The organism is Acuticoccus kandeliae (assembly GCF_003073115.1).
In genome coordinates this window covers 986,679-1,004,934 of sequence record NZ_QBBV01000001.1, presented here as the reverse complement: position 1 = coordinate 1,004,934, position 18,256 = coordinate 986,679, and the positions used below count along the sequence as shown (strand labels likewise).

General features: G+C 67.5%; 17 protein-coding genes. 4 read left to right on the top strand and 13 right to left on the bottom strand.

What is annotated here, in order from left to right; translation table 11 throughout:
* Positions 1-18 precede the first annotated feature (18 nt).
* On the top strand, positions 19-1,824 hold the full coding sequence (locus DBV35_RS04605; RefSeq protein ID WP_245943836.1) for an SLC13 family permease: 1,806 nt from the start codon (positions 19-21) through the stop codon (positions 1,822-1,824).
* 78 nt (positions 1,825-1,902) lie between these two features.
* Complete coding sequence (locus DBV35_RS04600; RefSeq protein WP_108659037.1) at positions 1,903-2,763, top strand: arginyltransferase; 861 nt, start codon at positions 1,903-1,905, stop codon at positions 2,761-2,763.
* Positions 2,764-2,812: 49 nt separating this feature from the next.
* Here the strand turns inward: DBV35_RS04600 and parC are convergent, their stop codons facing one another.
* From parC to rpoZ, 9 genes are all read right to left on the bottom strand, one after another.
* A complete protein-coding gene (gene parC, locus DBV35_RS04595; protein WP_108659036.1) occupies positions 2,813-5,071 on the bottom strand; it encodes a DNA topoisomerase IV subunit A in 2,259 nt (752 codons plus the stop codon).
* Positions 5,072-5,142: 71 nt separating this feature from the next.
* The gene (gene recO, locus DBV35_RS04590; RefSeq protein WP_108659035.1) at positions 5,143-5,919 is read right to left on the bottom strand and encodes a DNA repair protein RecO; all 777 of its coding nucleotides are present in this window, start codon (positions 5,917-5,919) and stop codon (positions 5,143-5,145) included.
* A 3-nt stretch (positions 5,920-5,922) separates the two neighbouring features.
* Positions 5,923-6,816, bottom strand: coding sequence for a GTPase Era (era, locus tag DBV35_RS04585; RefSeq protein ID WP_108660551.1), 894 nt, complete (start codon positions 6,814-6,816; stop codon positions 5,923-5,925).
* Between the two features lie 61 nt (positions 6,817-6,877).
* A complete protein-coding gene (gene rnc / locus DBV35_RS04580) occupies positions 6,878-7,540 on the bottom strand; it encodes a ribonuclease III (RefSeq protein ID WP_342752347.1) in 663 nt (220 codons plus the stop codon).
* 34 nt (positions 7,541-7,574) lie between these two features.
* Positions 7,575-8,330 carry a signal peptidase I gene (gene lepB, locus DBV35_RS04575; protein WP_108660550.1) on the bottom strand — a complete coding sequence of 252 codons (756 nt, stop codon included), beginning with the start codon at positions 8,328-8,330 and terminating at the stop codon, positions 7,575-7,577.
* 84 nt (positions 8,331-8,414) lie between these two features.
* Entirely contained in the window at positions 8,415-8,852 is a 438-nt protein-coding gene (acpS, locus tag DBV35_RS04570) for a holo-ACP synthase (RefSeq protein ID WP_108659033.1), read from the bottom strand.
* 5 nt (positions 8,853-8,857) lie between these two features.
* A complete protein-coding gene (locus tag DBV35_RS04565) occupies positions 8,858-9,448 on the bottom strand; it encodes a DUF2062 domain-containing protein (protein WP_108659032.1) in 591 nt (196 codons plus the stop codon).
* A gap of 96 nt (positions 9,449-9,544) precedes the next feature.
* The gene (locus tag DBV35_RS04560; RefSeq protein WP_245943835.1) at positions 9,545-11,797 is read right to left on the bottom strand and encodes a RelA/SpoT family protein; all 2,253 of its coding nucleotides are present in this window, start codon (positions 11,795-11,797) and stop codon (positions 9,545-9,547) included.
* Positions 11,798-11,823: 26 nt separating this feature from the next.
* The gene (gene rpoZ, locus DBV35_RS04555) at positions 11,824-12,201 is read right to left on the bottom strand and encodes a DNA-directed RNA polymerase subunit omega (RefSeq protein WP_108660548.1); all 378 of its coding nucleotides are present in this window, start codon (positions 12,199-12,201) and stop codon (positions 11,824-11,826) included.
* 207 nt (positions 12,202-12,408) lie between these two features.
* Between rpoZ and DBV35_RS04550 the strand changes: the two genes are divergently transcribed.
* Both DBV35_RS04550 and DBV35_RS04545 read left to right on the top strand, forming a co-directional pair.
* Positions 12,409-13,002, top strand: coding sequence for a LabA-like NYN domain-containing protein (locus tag DBV35_RS04550; RefSeq protein ID WP_108659031.1), 594 nt, complete (start codon positions 12,409-12,411; stop codon positions 13,000-13,002).
* A 119-nt stretch (positions 13,003-13,121) separates the two neighbouring features.
* Positions 13,122-13,769 (top strand): uracil-DNA glycosylase, encoded by a 648-nt coding sequence (locus DBV35_RS04545; RefSeq protein WP_108659030.1) that lies wholly within the window; start codon positions 13,122-13,124, stop codon positions 13,767-13,769.
* On the opposite strand, the gene DBV35_RS04540 is transcribed toward DBV35_RS04545, so the two are convergent.
* The 4 genes from DBV35_RS04540 to DBV35_RS04525 form a co-directional block, all read right to left on the bottom strand.
* Positions 13,761-13,973, bottom strand: a complete 213-nt coding sequence (locus DBV35_RS04540; RefSeq protein ID WP_108659029.1) for a DUF2783 domain-containing protein — start codon at positions 13,971-13,973, stop codon at positions 13,761-13,763. The two genes, DBV35_RS04545 and DBV35_RS04540, sit on opposite strands and share 9 nt — an antisense overlap.
* Entirely contained in the window at positions 13,970-15,622 is a 1,653-nt protein-coding gene (locus tag DBV35_RS04535; protein WP_108659028.1) for an FAD-dependent oxidoreductase, read from the bottom strand. Before DBV35_RS04535 ends, DBV35_RS04540 begins: the two co-directional genes overlap by 4 nt.
* 64 nt (positions 15,623-15,686) lie before the next feature.
* Entirely contained in the window at positions 15,687-16,640 is a 954-nt protein-coding gene (locus DBV35_RS04530; protein ID WP_108659027.1) for an MBL fold metallo-hydrolase, read from the bottom strand.
* A 130-nt stretch (positions 16,641-16,770) separates the two neighbouring features.
* Positions 16,771-17,775 carry a polysaccharide biosynthesis/export family protein gene (locus DBV35_RS04525; protein ID WP_157961581.1) on the bottom strand — a complete coding sequence of 335 codons (1,005 nt, stop codon included), beginning with the start codon at positions 17,773-17,775 and terminating at the stop codon, positions 16,771-16,773.
* Positions 17,776-18,256 lie beyond the last annotated feature (481 nt).

Sequence of the window (18,256 nt, the reverse complement as noted above, 5' to 3'; positions counted from 1 at the left end):
GGACAGAGCGCGCGCATAATGGAAGCCGAAATCGCGATGGTGGCGACGCTGCTCGTCATCGCCGTGTCCACTTTCCTCTACGCGACGGAGCGCTACTCGATCGAGGCGATCAGCCTCGGCGTGCTCGCGGCTTATGTGACGATCTTCGTGGTGATCGGCCTGCCGGCGGGCGACAAGGCGCTCACGGCGGGCGACCTCCTCTCCGGTTTCTCGAACCCCGGCCTCATCACGATCATGGCGCTCCTCGTGGTCGGACAGGGCCTCTTCCACACCGACGCGCTGGAGCGGCCCGCCCAGGCGCTCGTCAAATGGGTGGCGAAGGACCACCGCTCCGGCATCACGCTGTCCTTCATCGGCATCGCGACGCTGTCGGCGTTCCTCAACAACACGCCGGTCGTGGTGATGTTCATCCCGATCATCAGCGCGCTCGCGGCGGCGCTGAAGATGCCGACCTCGCGCTATATGATGTCGCTGTCGTTCGTGACGATCCTCGGCGGCATGACGACGCTGATCGGCTCTTCGACGAACCTCCTCGCGGCCAACGTCGCGCGCGCCTCGGGCGCGGTCGACCTCTCCTTTTTCTCCTTCACGCCGGTCGCGCTGATGGTTGCCGGCGTCGGCCTCCCCTACGTCCTCGGCGTGATGCCGCTCCTCCTGCAGAACCGCCGGTCGATGGCGGACGCGATGCGCGCGGGCGGCGGCGGCAAGCAGTTCATCGCCGAGATCGCGATCCGCGCGGGCCATCCACTCGTCGGCGCGACCTCGACGCAGGGCATGTTCCCCCAGCTGAAGGACATGACGGTCCGCCTCGTCCAGCGCGGCGAGCGCCCGCATCTGCCGCCGTTCGAGAACGTGACGCTCCAGCCGGGCGACATCGTCATCGTCGCCGCCACGCGCCAGGCGCTGGAGCGGGCGCTCGCGACGAAGTCGAACGTGATCCGCGACTCCGAGGAGGAGCGCCCGCCCGGCGTCGTCACCCTCGCCGAGGCCATCGTCGCACCGGGCTCGCGCCTCATCGGCCGCACGGTCGCCCAGTCGGGCTTCCGCGGCGAGGTGGGCTGCGTGGTGCTCGCGATCGAGCGGCGCAGCCGCATGCCGCGCATGCCGATGGCCGACATCCGCATGGAGGCCGGTGACGTCCTCCTCTTCGCCGGCCCGCGCAAGGCGATCGAGGAATTGCGCGGCAACCGCGACGTCCTCCTCATCGACTGGACGGCGGCGGACGTGCCGACGCGGGGCCGCGCGCCGATCGCGCTCGCCATTTTCGGCTGCGTCATCGTCTCCGCCGGCACCTCGCTGATGCCCATTGTCGCTGCATCCTTGCTCGGGGCTTTTGCGATGTTGGCGACGCGTTGCCTGAACACGCGACAGGCCGCGCGCGTGGTCGACGGGCGGATCATCCTCCTCGTTGCCTCCGCCATCGCCTCCGCGACGGCGCTCGAGGCGACAGGAGGCGCGCAAATCCTGGCGAACGGGCTCCTCAGCGTTCTCGTCGACGCGCCGCCGGGCGTCGTGATGTCCGCGCTTTTCATGATCATCGCGCTGACGACGAACATTCTGACAAACAACGCGGCAGCCGTTCTCTTCACCCCCATTGCCGTCGGGCTTGCCGCACATCTAAACTTGCCTGCGGAACCCTTCGTCGTCACAGTGATCCTGGCGGCCAACGCGTCGTTTGCGACGCCGGTCGCCTATCAGACCAACCTCCTCGTCATGGGGCCCGGCCATTATCGCTATCGCGACTTTCTCATCGCAGGCGGACCACTCGTTCTGCTACTATGGGGGACGTTCTCGATCGTCGGCCCATGGTGGTACGGTATTTAATGGTCGGATCTATGCTCGTCCCGGCGTTGTGGGGTCGCCCAACGGAGGCGTCCGCTCAAGGGAGGCCGGCTTAGGCTCATGGTGAAGTCGAACGACCGCTTCGACGACAACGAGACGGTCCGCGCGGAAAAGCCGGCGGGCGAACCCGCACCACAAATCGCCGAGGCCACGGCCGCACAGGCGCCTCCGCGACAGCGGCGACGCGTCACCATCCGCCGCCTCACCGAGCACCCGCAATTCTACCTGACTGCCCCGTCCCCCTGCCCCTACCTGCCGCACCGGCAGGAGCGGAAGGTGTTCACCCACCTCGTCGGCGAGCGCGCCGAGCCGCTGAACGATCTCCTCACCCAGGGCGGCTTCCGTCGCAGCCAGAACATCGCCTACCGCCCCGCCTGCGAGGGATGCCGGGCCTGCGTCTCCGTCCGCGTCGTGGTGGACGAGTTCGAATGGACGCGCTCGATGAAGCGGGTGATGAAGGACAATCGCAAGCTGGAGCGGCGCGAGCGCCCGGCGCTCCCCTCCTCCGAACAATATTCGGTCTTCCGCGGCTATCTCGACGCGCGCCACGCCGAAGGCGGCATGGCCGACATGACCGTCCTCGACTACGCGATGATGGTCGAGGACACGCACGTCGACACACGCCTCTTCGAATATCGCGTCACCGGCAGCGGGCGCACGCGCGGCCCCCTCATCGGCTGCGCGCTGACCGACATTCTCGGCGACGGCCTGTCGATGGTCTATTCCTTCTTCGAGCCGGACGAGGCGGCGAACAGCGTCGGGACGTACATGATCCTCGATCATATCGTCCGCGCGGCCGAGCTCGGCCTACCCTACGTCTATCTCGGCTACTGGGTCGCGGGGTCCGAGAAGATGGCCTACAAGACCCGCTTCCAGCCGCAGGAGCATCTCGGCCCCAAGGGCTGGGTCCGCACCCGCTGAGGCGCGGCGCGCGACACGCTCTGGCCCCGCAGGCGGCGGGGCCTTTCCCTTATTCGTTCGTCGTCCGCTTGGAGCGGATCATCACCGCACCGCGCGGCGTCTGGCGGCCGCTCGCCGCCCGCTCGCCCAGCCACTCGGTGAGCTGGTCGAGGCCGTAGACCGTCTCCCGTCCCGTCCGCGCGACGAGCACCAGCCCGACATCGGAGGGGAAGGTGCACACGTCCGAAAGCCCGCCATCCTTGTAGCGCTGCAGGCGCACGCCGCGGCCCTTGGCGAGCGTCGGCACCTGCTCGATCGGGAAGACGAGGAGCTTGCGGTTCTCGCCGAGCACGGCGACGCGGTCCCCATCGGCCGGCACCAGGCGGAAGGCGACGTCGCCATCGGCCGGCGACATCGCTTGCCGGCCGCGCTTCGTCGTGCCGATGAGGTCCTCGGCCGCGATGAGGAAGCCGCGCCCGATGCGGGAAGCGATGAGCCAGGTGGTCTCCGGCTGGTACTTCACCATCGCCGCGATCTCGACGCCGCCATCGAGCTCCAGGATGAGCCGCAGCGGCTCGCCGTGGCCGCGCCCGCCCGGCAGGCGATCGGCGCCGAGCGTATAGACGCGCCCGTCGGTCGCGAGGACGAGGAGCTTGTCCGTCGTCTCGGCGTGGAGCCACATGCCGAGCGCGTCGTCCTGGCGGAACTGGAGGCCCTCGAAATCCTTCACGTGGCCCTTGAGGGCGCGGATCCACCCCTTCTGGGACAGGACGACCGTGACCGGCTCGCGCTCGATCATCGCCTCGGCCACATCGTCGAGATTGGCGGCGGGGGCCGCCTCGAAGGTGGAGCGGCGGCGGCCGAGATCGGTCTTCGGCCCGAACGTGTCGCGCACGCCGCGCACGGAGGCGGCGACGCGGTCCCACTGCAGCCCCTCGTCGGCGAGGAGGGCTTCGAGCTCGGCCCGCTCGGCGGTCAACCGCTCGTGCTCGCGCCGGATCTCCATCTCCTCCAGGCGCCGCAAGGACCGCAGGCGCATGTTGAGGATGGCTTCGGCCTGCACGTCGGTCAGCGTGAAGACCTTGATCAGCTCCGCCTTCGGGTCGTCCTCGTAGCGGATGATGTGGATCACGCGGTCGAGGTCGAGATAGACGACGAGGAAGCCGTCGAGGACTTCCAGGCGATGGATGACCTTTTCGAGACGGTGCCCCGCCCGGCGGACCGCGACCTCCTTCAGGTGGTCGAGCCAGGCGCGGATCACCTCCACGACACCGACGACCCGCGGCACCTGCCCGCCCATCAGGACGTTCATGTTGAGCGGGATGCGGGACTCGAGGTCGGTGAGGCGGAAGAGGCTCTCCATCAAGAGGACGGGGTCGACATTGCGCGCCCGCGGCTCCAGCACGACGCGGATGTCCTCCGCGCTTTCGTCGCGCACGTCGCCGAGGAGCGGGAGCTTCTTCTGGTCGAGAAGCTCGGCGATCCGCTCGATCAGCCGGCTTTTCTGCACCTGGTAGGGGATCTCGGTGACGACGATCTGCCAGAGCCCGCGCGATCCCTCCTCCTTGAACCAGCGGGCGCGCGTGCGGAAGCCGCCGCGTCCGGTCCGGTAGGCCTCCATCATGGAATCGGCCGATTCGATGATGACGCCGCCCGTCGGGAAGTCCGGCCCGCGGATCGGGCCCTTCACCGGGTCGAAGATGGTTTCAAGCCGCGCGTTCGGATGCTTGATGAGGTGGAGCGCCGCGTCTGCGATCTCGGCCGCGTTGTGCGGCGGGACGCTCGTCGCCATGCCGACCGCGATGCCGGCGGCACCGTTCGCGAGGAGGTTCGGGAAGCCGCCCGGCAGCACCACCGGCTCCCGCTCGGAGCCGTCATAGGTCTCGCGGAAATCGACCGCGTCCTCGTCGAGCCCGTCGAGGAGGAGGCGCGCGACCTCGGTGAGGCGCGCCTCGGTGTAGCGCATGGCCGCCGCGCCGTCGCCGTCGACGGTGCCGAAATTGCCCTGCCCGTCGACGAGCGGGTAGCGGACCGCGAAATCCTGGGCGAGGCGGACGAGCGCCTCGTAGACCGCGACGTCGCCGTGCGGGTGGAATTTACCGATCACGTCGCCGACGACGCGGGCCGACTTCTTGAACGCCGCGCCCGGCTCCAGGCGGAGCTGGCGCATGGCGAAGAGGAGCCGACGGTGGACCGGCTTCAGCCCGTCGCGCACGTCCGGCAGCGCGCGGTGCATGATCGTTGAGAGAGCATAGGCGAGGTAGCGCTCTTCCAGCGCCGCCTTCAGGTCGATCGCGTCGTCATCATCAGGAATGAGGGAATCGGCCAAGTGCGCCTCCGTTCAATCTTGAGCTACGGCCGGAGCGGTGTCGTTGGCAACTGCCGCGGCGCGAAGAGCCGCTATCCGTCCACGGTGGGGCCCGGTCTGTGGACAGATCCGGCCTCCTCCTCCCGCGCGATCGCCTTCACAACGGCCCGCACGAAGCGCTCGCGCGGCTCCGGCAGGTGCTTGTTCACGAGGGCAGCGATCTGGGTCGACAGGAAATGGCCGGTGGTGCGGAAGGCGGCCGCGACGCTTTCGGAATCCGCCACCGCCGCGTGGTCCAGCATGAAGGCCGGCAGCGGCAGCAGGCGTTCCTTGTAGGGCGCGCCGGCCGCCCGGCTGACGGCCCGCCCGGTGCGGGGCGAGACGTAGACGAGATCCTCGCGCGTCCCGGTCGCCGCGCACATGGAGAGGTCGAGCCCGAAGCCGAACTCCTCGAGGAGGATCAGCTCGAACCGCACCCCCGCCTCCCCCGCCGCCGGAGGAAGCGCGAAGGCCGAGATCAGCGCGTTCGCCGCCGCGTAGAGGCGCGGATGCGGGTCGCGTTCGGGGAGGAAAGCGAGGAGCGAGGCCATCGAGCCGAGCCCGTAGGCGCCCCAGGGCGTCTCCATCACGAGACCGGCCCGCGCCTCGGCAAGCTCCAAGGCGAGCGTGCCGAGCTGGTCGTCGAGCCGCGCGCGCCAGGTGGCGTTGACGACATTGCCGGGCTGGAGAAGCGCCCGCATCCCCTTGGAGCGCGCGCCGCGCACGAGGCCGACGGTGCGCCCCTGGTCAGGGCTCAGAAGCTCGACGATCTTGGAATTCTCGCCGAGCGGGCGGGCCGACAGGATGAGCGCTTCGCCACGCCACTCCATCGGTCAGCGCGAATAGTCGAGACCCATCTCGCGATAGCGCTCCGGGTCGTCGGTCCAGCGCGGCCGCACTTTCACGAACAGGAAGAGATGGACGGCCGTGCCGGTCATCTTGCCGATATCGTCGCGCGCGGCCATCGAGATGGCGCGGATCGTGCGGCCCTTCTCGCCGAGCACGATCTTCTTCTGCCCCTCGCGCTCGACGAAGATCGCCTGCTCGATGCGGACCGAGCCGTCGCGCAGATTCTTCCACGTCTCCGTCTCGACGGTGGCCGAATAGGGCAATTCGTCGTGGAGGCGCAGGGTGAGCTGCTCGCGCGTGATCTCGGCGGCGAGCTGGCGCATCGGGATGTCGGAGATCTGGTCCTCGGGATAGAGCCAGGGCCCCTTCGGCATCGCCGTCGCGAGATGGCGGCGCACATCGTCGATCCCGTCGCCGGTCTTGGCGGAGATCATGAAGGTGGAGTCGAATTTCGTCGCCGTGTTGGCCTTCTCGGCGAGCGCCAGCAGCGTCGGCGGATCGACGAGATCGACCTTGGTGAGGAGCAGCACCTTCGGGATGCGCACCTGCGTCAGCTCTTCGAGGATCTTCTCGTTCGCCTCGTCGAGCCCGCGCCGCGCGTCGATGAGGAGGCACACGAGGTCCGCGTCATAGGCGTGCGACCAGGCCGTCCGCACCATCGCGCGGTCGAGCCGGCGGCGGGGGGCGAAGATGCCCGGCGTGTCGACGAGCACGATCTGCGCGTCGTCTTCGAGCACGATGCCGCGCATGATCGCGCGCGTCGTCTGCACCTTGTGGGTGACAATCGAGACCTTCGCGCCGACGAGCGCGTTGACGAGGGTCGATTTGCCCGCGTTGGGCGCGCCGATCAGCGCGACGAAGCCGCAGCGCGTCGTCATTTCGGGGGCGGCCGCCTCTTCTGGCGTCGCCGGCGTGTCTGGCGTGTCATCCTCGGTCACGTCAGGCCTCCTCGGTCAGACCGGTGAGTGCGGCGCGCGCCGCGTTCTGTTCCGCTTCGCGCTTCGATCCGCCCTCGCCGAGCGCGAGGACGCGGTCCTCGCTCACGACCTCGATGACGAAGTGCGGCTTGTGGTCCGGCCCCCGGCGCTCCTTCAGGCGATAGGTCGGCGGCGGTGCGCCGGTCGCCTGGAGGCGTTCCTGGAGGGCCGTCTTCGGGTCGCGCTCGAACGCGCCCGACTGGTCGAGGAGCGGCGACCACACGCGCGCGATCACCTCGGCCGCCGTGTCGAACCCGGCATCGAGGAAGATCGCGGCGAGCACCGCCTCGCACGCGTCGGCGAGGATCGCGGCCTTGTTGCGTCCGCCCGTCAGCGCTTCGGCGGTGCCGAGGCGGAGCGCCTGGTCGATGCCGAGCGCGCGCGCCCGGTCGGCGCACGCCTCGCGCCGCACGAGCGCGTTGAGGCGGCGCGCGAGCTCGCCCTCGTCGCCGTGCGGGTGACGCGCATAGAGCTGGTGCGAGATGGCGAGGCCGAGCACCCGGTCGCCCAGGAATTCGAGCCGCTGATAGCTCTCGCCGCGCCCGTCATCGTGGACGCTCGCATGGGTCAGCGCCTGAACAAGCAGCTTCCGGTTCGCGAAGCGATATCCGAGAGCGGCCTCCAATTTCTCCAGAGGATCGTCCTGACGCCGTGTCATGTCACAAGGTGCTGAAAATGCGATCCCAACGGACCGCCCATGGCCAATTCCACACCTGCCAAATGGGGGTGTCTTCCTTGATGGAGAAGAAGATCACCTCGGCCCGGCCAACAAAATTCTCGAACGGCACGTAGCCGACGAACATCTGGGCGCGGCTGTCGGTGGAATTGTCGCGGTTGTCGCCCATCATGAAATAGTGGTTCGGCGGGACGACATAGACGTCGGTGTTGTCGAAGAGGCCGTTCGGGTCCGAATCCAGCACGTCGTAGGAGACGCCGTTCGGCAGCGTCTCGCGGTAGCGCTCGGCGCGGAACTCGCGCCCGTTGGAGCCGACATCGACATAGTCGGAGATTCGCTCGCGCGGGACCGGCTCGTCGTTGATGTAGACGACGCCGCCCTTCACCTGGATGCGGTCACCCGGAAGGCCGATCACGCGCTTGATGTAGTCGGTCGAATTGTCCTTCGGGAGCTTGAAGACGGCGACGTCACCGCGCTGCGGCTCGGACGCCAGAATGCGGCCCGGGATCGGAACGAAGCCGAACGGGAACGAATAGCGGCTGTAACCGTAAGAATATTTCGACACGAAGAGGTAATCGCCAACCAGTAGCGTTTCCACCATCGAGGCGGAGGGAATGTTGAAGGGCTGGAACAGGAAAGTGCGGATTACGAACGCAATCAGCAGAGCCTGAAGGATAACTTTGATCGTTTCGAACAGACCGCCCTCGCGCTCCGCTGTCTTGTTTTTCGCCACGCTCATCGTCACCCCTTTGATGGCGCGGAACACAACGCGCGCCGGCTGCGGACCGCTCGGCGCGGACACGCTGACATAGACCTTGATGGCTTACCGCGCAACGAGGGCCGCCTGGTGCTCTCGCTGGACCTCTTCCGGGACGGCCTCGATCACGACGAAGGCCTGTGCCAGCGGGTGATCGTCCGTCATCGTCAGGTGGATCGACGCGGCGTAACCCGCCGGGATGAGCGCATCAAGCCGCGCCCGCGCGCCGCCCGACAAATGCATCGTCGGCTGGCCCGAGCGCAGGTTCACGACGCCCATCTCGCGCCAGGCGACGCCCATGCGGATGCCGGAGCCGAGCGCCTTCGAGCAGGCCTCCTTGGCCGCGAAGCGCTTGGCGTAGGAGGCCGCGCGCATCGCCCGCCGGTCCGACTTGGTGCGCTCGATCTCGGTGAAGACGCGCATCGTGAAGCGCTCGCCGAAGCGCTCCAACGTCTTCTCGATGCGACGGATGTCGATGAGGTCGCTGCCGATGCCGACGATCATGAGGCTTACGCAGGGTCCTTGGAGTTCAGCACCGGTCCGCCGTCGAGCGCCTCGGCGGAGCGGGCCGCCGCGTCCGCCCGCGCCTGCTGGATGTTCTGCATCGCCGCCTGCAGCCGCGCGCTGCGCAGCGCGCGCGACATGAGGACGGCGGAGCGGACCACGAAATAGAAGATCCCGCCGACCACGAGCCCGATGAGGGTGCCCCCGATCAGCATCAGCTTCAGCGTCGGCCAGAGCGTGGAGAAGGAGTTCCACAGGAGGTCGAACGACAACTCGAAATGGAGCGGGGACGGGACGTCGCCGGCGCCCAAAACCAGTTCGCCGAGCTGGAAGGAGGAGAGCCAGATGAACGGGAAGGTCAGGGGATTGCCGACCGCCGTGCCGAAGGCGGCCGCGATCATCGACCCGCCGATCACCCATGCGACCGCGAAGGAGAGGAGGAAGTGGAGCCCGACGAACGGGGTGAAGGAGGCGAAGACGCCCGCCGCCACCCCGGCCGCGATTGCGTGCGGCGAGGCCTGGAGACGCAGAACACGGTGCTTGTAGTAGCTGAACGAGCGTCCGAACGACCGACGCGGCCACAGGGCCACGCGCATCCGCTGGCTTACGGATGGACGGTCGCGGCGGGAAAACAGCATCTGCTCCTCATCCCCTACAAACTCGGCACCGGAGGCGCGCGGGACGCACCGGTCTCAGCTTACGATTCGTTCCGCCTCGGCGACGGTCGACAGGCTCTTCAGCCGGTCGAGGATGCGCGTGAGGTGGTTGCGGTCACGCACCTCGATATGGAGGTTCATATCGCGAAATTGAGGGGTCTTCTGCGTCATCGTCAGTTCGTCGATGTTGCCGCCCTCCGCGGCGATGATACCAGCAATCTCGGCCAGCGCTCCACACGCGTTGGCCGCGACCAATTTGACGGGCACGGGGAAGAGGGTGTCGCGCGCCCCGCGCGGGTCCCAGGAGAGGTCGAGCCAGCGCTGCGGCTCGTCCGCGAAGGCGCTGAGCGCCTCGCCCGCGCTCGCCGGATAGACCGTCACGCCGCGGCCCGGATCGAGGATGCCGACGATCTTGTCGCCGGGGATCGCGTAGAATTGCGGCGCGAAATGGACCGGCAGGTCGTCCCCGACGCCGCGGATCGGCAGCGGCGTCGCGGGCTTCGCCCCGTTGGCGGCGGCCCCGGCGGGCTCGTCATAGCCGAGCGTGGACAGGACCGCGCTCGCGACGACCCTGCCCTGGCCGACGGCGTAGGCGAGCGCCTCGCCGTCCGGATAGCCCATGCGGTCGGCCGCGATCGTGAGGTCCGGCTCGTCGCGCACGTGCCAGCGGGAGACCTCGCTCCCGATGAGCTGGCGGCCGAGGCGGACGAATTTGCGCCGGTCCGCCTCGCGGTTCGCGCGCCGGATCGCGGCGCGCGCCTTGCCGGTGACGGCGAGCGCGTTCCAGGCGGAGGGCGGCGAGGCCCCGGCCTCACACAGGATCTCCACCTCGTCGCCGCTCTGGAGCGGGGTCACCAGCGGGCGCACGTGGCCGTTGATCTTGCAGCCCGTGCAGGTGTTCCCGATGTCGGTGTGGACCTGGTAGGCGAAGTCGATCGGCGTCGCGCCCGGCGGCAGCGCGATCAGCTTGCCGCGCGGGGTGAAGCAGAAGAGCCGGTCCTGGAAGAGCTCGAGCTTGGTGTTCTCCAGGAATTCGGCGGAGCTCCCCCCGTCCGAAAGCAGCTCGATCGTGTGGCGCAGCCAGGCATAGGCGCGCGAATCGTGCGCCAGCTCGTTCTGCGAGCGCGGCGCATTGTCCTTGTAGATGCCGTGCGCGGCGATGCCGAACTCGGCAACGCGGTGCATCTCCTCGGTGCGGATCTGCAGTTCGACGCGCTGCTTGCGCGGCCCGACCACCGTCGTGTGGATCGAGCGATAGTCGTTCTGCTTCGGCGTCGAGATGTAGTCCTTGAAGCGGCCCGGAACGGACTGCCAGATCGTGTGGATCACGCCGAGCGCCGCGTAACACTCCGAGATCGACTGGACGATGATGCGGAAGCCGTAGATGTCCGACAGATTGTCGAAGTTGATGTGCTTGCGCTTCATCTTGAGGAAGATGGAGTACGCCTTCTTCTCGCGCCCGGTGACGGTCGCGCGGATGTTGTTGGAGGCGAGATGCTCGGAGAGGTCGGCCTCGATGTCGGCCAGCATCGAGCCGACCGCGGTGCGGCGCTCGGCGAGGCGGCGTTCGATCATCGCCGCGTCGTCCGGATAGAGCACGCCGAAGGCGAGATGCTCCAGCTCCTCGCGCATCCAGTGGATGCCCATCTTGCCCGCGAGCGGGGCATAGACGTCCATCGTCTCCTCGGCGATCCGATGGCGCTTCTCGGGCGGCACCCAGTAGAGGGTGCGCATGTTGTGGAGCCGGTCGGCGAGCTTGACGAGGAGGACGCGCACGTCGTCCGCGACGGCGAGGAGGAGCTTGCGCAGGTTCTCGCCCTGCTTGTCCTCCTGCGAGACGAGGTGGAGGCGGCCGATCTTCGTCAGCCCCTCGACGAGCTTGCCGATCTCTTCGCCGAAAAGCTGGTCGATCTCGGCGCGGGTGGCGTCCGTGTCCTCGATCGTGTCGTGCAGGAGGGCGGTCGCGATGGTTGCGTCATCGAGACGCATTCGCGTCAGGATGCCGGCAACTTCGAGCGGGTGGGAGAAGTACGGATCCCCCGACGCACGCTTCTGGTCGCCGTGCTTCTTCATCGAATACACGTAGGCGCGATTGAGCAGCGCCTCATCGACGTTGGGATTATATTGCGCCACGCGCTCGACGAGCTCGTACTGGCGCATCATGGGGCGGCTCGGCGGCACCTCCATTTCAGCCGGAGCCGCTTTCGGCTTCGGAGTGGAGGTGGCGCCGATCGTGGCCGGCTTGTTCAATTTGATCGGGTCGACAGGGTCGGCCGATGAGCGCAACATGGTGTCGCCGACCCCATCGCTATTGGTCACACTTCTTCAGTACGCTCCGGCGGAACGAGAGTCTCCATCGCGCGCAACAGATCCTCTTCGGACATCGAATCGAACGTCGCGTCAATGGCATCCTCGCCGGACTGGCTCATGCTGACGGCCGCGGGCTCCGCCTCCGGCTCGTCGACCTCGACCCGCTTCTGCAGCGAATGGATGAGGTCTTCCTTCAGATCCTCCGGGTGGATCGACTGATCCGCAATTTCGCGAAGAGCGACGACAGGGTTCTTGTCCTTGTCGCGGTCGACCTGGATGGGCGAGCCGCTAGAGATCATTCGAGCCCGATGGCTGGCCAGAAGAACCAGTTCGAACCGGTTCTCAACCTTGTCGACGCAATCTTCGACCGTGACGCGCGCCATGGCCTTCTCCAAACGATTTCAGTTGACATGAAGCGCTTCAGATACCAAGCAGGCTATCCTAGCGCAAGTGTAATTGCACATTTGCAAGATAGCTGAACCTATCATTCATGCCGCGGTGAAGCTATTTAGGGTGGACGTCGCCAATTGCAATTGCGGGGTGTTGCGGCGGCGTTGATCGACTGAGCGCAACCTTAAGAAAGATCAAGCATGTTCGACCCTAGAGAGAAGATCGCATTATTTATTGACGGCGCAAATCTCTACAGCGCCGCGCGGTCTCTCGGTTTTGACATCGACTACAAGCGTCTCCTCGCCGTATTCGGGCAGAAGGGTTATCTTCTTCGGGCTTATTATTATACGGCCCTCGCGGAAGATCAGGAATTTTCAACGCTCCGCCCGCTGATCGATTGGCTCGACTACAACGGCTATTCGGTCGTAACGAAGCCGCTCAAAGAATTCTATGATCAAAGCGGCCGCCGCAAGGTCAAAGGGAACATGGACATCGAGCTCGTGATCGATGCCATGGAGATCGCCGAGCAGGTTGATCATATCGTCATCTTCTCGGGTGACGGTGATTTCCGCCGCCTCGTCGAGGCGTTGCAGCGCAAGGGCCGCCGCGTCAGCGTCGTGTCGACGCTGCAGACGCAGCCGCCGATGATCGCCGACGATCTGCGCCGCCAGGCCGACAATTTCATCGAGCTCGCCGAACTTCAGGCGCAGATCGGGCGCGACCCGTCCGAGCGCCCGGTGCGTGCCGAGCGGACCCCGGCGACCGAGCGCACGCCCGCGCACAACAACCTCTGACGCTCCGTCGGAGACTGAGACGCGCCCATCGGGACCCGGCCCACGCCGAGTCCCCCCTCTCGACCGGGCGACGGCCTCGCGCAAAGCCGGGCCGCCGCCTCCTTCCACGCTGATCCGCCGTGCTCAATCCTGACCGCGACTGCCCGCGCTGCCCCCGCCTCGTCGACTTCCGCGAGGCGCAGCGCCGCGCCCATCCCGATTGGCACAACGCCCCCGTCCCCACCTTCGGCGACATCCAGAATGCGCGCCTCCTGATCGTCGGCCTCGCGCCGGGACTCCAGGGCGCGAACCGGACCGGGCGTCCCTTCACCGGCGACTATGCCGGCACCCTCCTCTACGACACGCTCTCCGCGCGCGGCTTCGCCAACAGCGCCTTCGACGCGCGGCCGGACGACGGGCTCGTGCTCCACTATGCCGCGGTCACCAACGCGGTCCGCTGCGTCCCGCCGCAGAACAAGCCGACCGGGCAGGAGATCAAGTCCTGCGCGCCCTTCCTGTCGGCGACGATCGCGGCGATGCCCAGCCTGTCGGTGGTGCTGGCGCTCGGGCGGATCGCGCACGACGCGGTGCTGCGGGCCTATGGGGCGCGGCTCTCGGCCTATCCGTTCCGGCATGGGGCGATCCACGCGATCGAGAGCGCGCCGATGATCGCCGACAGCTACCATCCGTCCCGCTACAACGTGAACACGGGCGTCCTCGACGCGGCGATGTTCGACGCCGTGATCGCGGCGATCCGCGCCCGGATCACCGCTGCCCCCTCAGCCTGAAGCCGGGAGCCCGGCCGCCCGCGCCGCCTCGATCGCGGCGAGAACGCGCTGCCTGTCGCCCACAGCGTTGATCAGGATGAGGATCAGCCGCGCGTTGAGCGCATTGCTCTCAGCATCCGTCAAACCTTCATGGGCCGCGAGCAGGGCGGCGTAGATGTCGTCGCCATGCCCGCCGAGATGGTCTTCGAGGATCGGGTCGATCATGCCGGCACCCCTTTCCCGGCCGCAGCCACCGCGCCGCCGAGGATCCCCGACAGCGCCGGCGCCTCGTCCGCGCCGAAGCGGGCGACGACGTGCTGGTCCGGCCGCACGAGATAGGCGACGTCGCGCCCGTAGCGGGCGGCGACGAAGCCGCGGTCGACGAGATCGCCGGGCGCCGCCGCCTCACCCTCCAGCGCAACGTGAAGACGGGCAAGGCGCGGCAGCGCCATCGCGCGCGCACCCTCGCCGATAGTGAGCAGCATGAATCGGCCGCCGAGATGGTCGAGGAGCCACCCCTGCGCCCCGTCCGCCCCCGCTTCGGCGACCGGCGCGTCGAGGCAGACCGAGCCCGGCGCAAGGCCAGCCCCCTCCCCCTCCGCGCCCTGGAGGCGGCATCCGGCGAGGTTCGCCGGCAGCGAGAGGCGGCCCGAATTGACGAGGCGCCGCGCGAAGGGGGCACTCCCCGCGAGCGCCAGAACGGCATCGCGGAAGGTCATCTCCGTCGCCGATTTCGGCGTCATGAAGCGCGTCGCGCGGGTGGAGTTCAGGATGTTCTCGTCCGCCGCGATCGAGCGCTCCTCGTCATAGGTCTCGAGGAGGGTGGAGTTCACCTCCCCCTTCACCACCGCGGCGAGCTTCCAGCCGAGATTGTCGACGTCCTGAATGCCGCCATTGCCCCCGCGCGCACCGAAGGGCGAGACGAGGTGGGCCGAATCGCCCGCGAAGATCACCCGCCCGTGGACGAAGCGGTCGAGGCGGGCGCATCGGAAGCGGTAGACGCTCAGCCAATCGATCTCGAAGGGCCGGTCGCCGACGATCGCCCGGATCCGCGGCAGCACGCGCTCGGGATCCTTCTCCACGTCGGCGTCCGCGTCGGGGCCGAGCTGGAGGTCGATGCGGTAGATGTTGTCCGGCTGGCGGTGGAGGAGCGCCGACTGTCCGGGGTGGAAGGGCGGGTGGAACCAGAACCAGCGCTCCGGCACGCCGTCGGCGCCGAACGGGTCCTCCTCCATCTCCACATCGACGATCAGGAACTGCTCGTGGAAGGTCTCCCCCTCGAAGGGGAGGCCCATGCGGCTGCGCGTCGTGGAATGGGAGCCGTCGGCCGCGACCAGCCAGTCGGCCATCAGCGAATAACGGCCGTCCGGCGTCGCGACCTCGACGCGCACGGCGTCCGCGCGCGCCTCATGATCGATGACCGCGTTCTTCCAGCGTAGATCGATGAGGTCCGGAAAGTCGTGGCACCGGTCGACCAAATATTCTTCGACATAATATTGCTGGAGGTTGATGAAGGCGGGCATCTTGTGCCCCGCTTCGGGAAGAAGATCGAAGCGGTAGAGCTCCTTGTCGCCGTTGAAGAGGCGGCCGACACGCCAGGTTACGCCCTTCTCGACCATCCGCTCGCCGACGCCCAGCCGGTCGAAGATCTCCAGCGAGCGCTTCGCCCAGCAGATCGCCCGGCTGCCGACCGAGACGACGTCATTGTCGTCGAGCACCACAGAGCGCACGCCATGGAGGGCGAGGTCGATCGCGAGGGCGAGGCCGATCGGCCCGGCGCCGACGATCGCGACCGGGTAGCGCCCCGCGCCCGCGCCGCCCGCGAGCTCGGGCGGGGTCACGAACGGGAAGCGGCGGTAGGCGTAGCGCGTCATCCTCGATCCCTCAGCGGCGCAACGAGTTCGATCGTCTTATCCGCGCCCGAACGCGCGGGATGCTTCACCCCTGGAGCGCGGCCCAGACCTCGCGATCACGCTCCGCCGTCCAGATGCGGGGCGTGTCGACGCCACGCGCCTCGTCATAGGCGCGGGCGACGTTGAAGGGCAGGCAATGCTCGTAGATGGCGTAGTCCTTGAAGAGCGGGTCGCACACCGCGCGGCTCGCCTCGAACGCCTCCTTGAGGGAGCCGCCGCGCGAGGCGATGCGGGCGACCGGCTCGAAGGTGGAGCGCAGGAAATGCTCGGTGGAATCGAGCGCGGTCTCGACCGCCCCTTTCCCCGTCAGCGCGTCACCCCGACCCGGCGCAATGGCATCGACGTTCCAGGCTCGGATCGCGTCGAGCGTGCCCGGCCAGTCGTTGAAATGCGCGTCGCCGCAATAGCAGGCCGAGCGATATTCGACGATATCGCCGGTGAACATGACGTTCTCGTCCGGCACATAGGCGACGATGTCGCCGGCGGTGTGGGCGCGGCCGAGGTGCATGAGGTCGACGCGGCGCTTGCCGAGATAGACCGTCATCCGCTCCGAGAAGGTGTGGGTCGGCCAGGTGAGGCCGGGGATGCTCTCGTGCCCCGCGAAGAGGCGGGGGAAGCGGCCGAACTCCGAATCCCAGTCCTCCTGCCCCCGCTCGACCACCATGGCGCGGGCCATCTCGCTCATGGTGACGGTCTCGGCCTTGTAGGCGGACGCGCCGAGCACACGCACGGCGTGGTAGTGGGAGAGCACCACATGGCGGATCGGCTTGTCGGTGACGGTGCGCACCCGCTCGATCACCATGTCGGCAAGGCGCGGGGTCGCCTGCGCGTCGACGATCATGACGCAATCGTCGCCGATGATGACGCCGGTGTTCGGATCCCCCTCGGCGGTGAAGGCGTAGAGGTCGCGCCCGATCTCGGTGAAGGAGATCGTCTTTTCCGAAAGATCGGCGGACGAGGCGAACGCTGGTGTGCTCAAGGGGCCGCTCCCATCATGGCGCGGCGCCTTTTCGACACCGCATTGGCGGCGCCGAACCGGCACCGCCCTCGCGGCATACAATAAACGGAAAGCCGTGGCGACCGGCGCGTCGAGCGCCGGCCGGACCGGACTAGTTGCCGAAGCGGTTGGTGAGGGTCGCCACCGTGGTCGCCGTGCTGACGGCCGGCCCGACGATCGCCAGGAACTTGCCGAGCTGGGCGGACGGGTGGGTCGCGACGTAGAGCATGTCCTCGTTGCGCAGCTCGAAAAGCTGGGAGAGGAAGAGGCTCTTCGGGTCGGCGAAATCGAGGCGGTAGATCACCGGGACCATCGCCCCGCTCGGCACGGTGTCGGCGCGCTCGCTGATCTGGCGGGCGATCGAATCCGGCTCGAAGCGGAAGAGGAAGACGCCCTTCGCGTCGGCGAGGGTGTCGCTGAGGCCGCCGGCGCGGCCGAGCGCCTCGGCGAGCGTCACGCGGCGGGATTCGAACTTGTATTCGGAGCGTTGCGAGGTCGCGCCGAGGACGGTGAAGGTGCGCGGCTCGTTGCTGACGAGGATCGTGTCGCCCGGCAGGATCGAGACATTTTCCTTCGGATTGTCGAAAAGGTCTTCCAGATCGGCGGTGGCGACGGTGTGGCCGCGGCGCAGGATCACGCGCGTCTGGTAGGTGCTGCCGGTGGCGCCGCCGGCGGAGGCGATGAGGTCGAGGATCCGAAGGCCCGCGACCGCGACAGGGACGATGCCGGGCGAGTTCACGTCGCCGAGCACGGTGACGGAGTTCGCGAGGCTCTGGGCGACGAGGACCTGGACCTGCGGCTGGATCGCCTTGTCCTCGAGCGCGACCTCGATCGACTCGCGCACGCTGTCGACGCTGCGATTGGAGGCCTGCACGGCGCCGACATAGGGCACGAACACGCGGCCGCTGGCGTCGATCACAGCATCGATGCTGGTGGCCTTGGCGTCGGTGGTGGAGAACAGGCCGTCGCCGCCGGCCTCGAAGATGTTGATGGTGATCTTGTCGCCGACTTCCAGCAGGATCTGCGGTTTGACGTCGGACACCTTGAAGAAGGACGAGAAGCTGGGCGCGCGGTACTGGCCGGTGACGTTCGTCACATGCTCGCTGATTTTCACCACGATATAAGGCGGTTTCGGATCAGCGCGCTCGGCCTGGATGATCGCACTGGAGGACGGGCCAGCCGCCGGCAATCCGCCCCCGCACCCGGCGAGGGTCAAGGCGAGCGCTGCTGCCAATCCCTTATTCCACATCCCGAACTTCCCAAACCAAAACGCGATACATGCCCCGCATAACACCGGGCCTTCGCGCGTTGCACGAAAAAATGGCTGGAAAATGTGTGTAACGGCAGGAACGTTGCATTTAGGACACAAGCACAAGGGTAGATTCGGAGAATTTTAAGAGATTTATGCTGCGCGACAACGCAACTGATTCGCGCAACATTGCATTAGCCGCCTAGATATTGCGGCCGAAATCTTCACGCCCGAAAGTTAGACTACAACACACCCTTCGGCAGCCGCGGGCGCACATGGATTTGGTGCGCGATGCGGCCGCGAGCCCCAGCAGAATTGCCGGCGCGGCCCGACTTGGCTACCCCAAATT

Bases quoted from the DNA above. Each gene is read 5' to 3' on its own strand.
- DBV35_RS04605 (WP_245943836.1), top strand. From the start codon at position 19: ATGGAAGCCGAAATCGCGATGGTGGCGACGCTGCTCGTCATCGCCGTG.
- DBV35_RS04600 (WP_108659037.1), top strand. From the start codon at position 1,903: ATGGTGAAGTCGAACGACCGCTTCGACGACAACGAGACGGTCCGCGCG.
- recO (WP_108659035.1), bottom strand. From the start codon at position 5,919: ATGGAGTGGCGTGGCGAAGCGCTCATCCTGTCGGCCCGCCCGCTCGGC.
- era (WP_108660551.1), bottom strand. From the start codon at position 6,816: ATGACGACGCGCTGCGGCTTCGTCGCGCTGATCGGCGCGCCCAACGCG.
- lepB (WP_108660550.1), bottom strand. From the start codon at position 8,330: ATGAGCGTGGCGAAAAACAAGACAGCGGAGCGCGAGGGCGGTCTGTTC.
- acpS (WP_108659033.1), bottom strand. From the start codon at position 8,852: ATGATCGTCGGCATCGGCAGCGACCTCATCGACATCCGTCGCATCGAG.
- DBV35_RS04565 (WP_108659032.1), bottom strand. From the start codon at position 9,448: ATGCGCGTGGCCCTGTGGCCGCGTCGGTCGTTCGGACGCTCGTTCAGC.
- DBV35_RS04560 (WP_245943835.1), bottom strand. From the start codon at position 11,797: ATGTTGCGCTCATCGGCCGACCCTGTCGACCCGATCAAATTGAACAAG.
- rpoZ (WP_108660548.1), bottom strand. From the start codon at position 12,201: ATGGCGCGCGTCACGGTCGAAGATTGCGTCGACAAGGTTGAGAACCGG.
- DBV35_RS04550 (WP_108659031.1), top strand. From the start codon at position 12,409: ATGTTCGACCCTAGAGAGAAGATCGCATTATTTATTGACGGCGCAAAT.
- DBV35_RS04540 (WP_108659029.1), bottom strand. From the start codon at position 13,973: ATGATCGACCCGATCCTCGAAGACCATCTCGGCGGGCATGGCGACGAC.
- DBV35_RS04535 (WP_108659028.1), bottom strand. From the start codon at position 15,622: ATGACGCGCTACGCCTACCGCCGCTTCCCGTTCGTGACCCCGCCCGAG.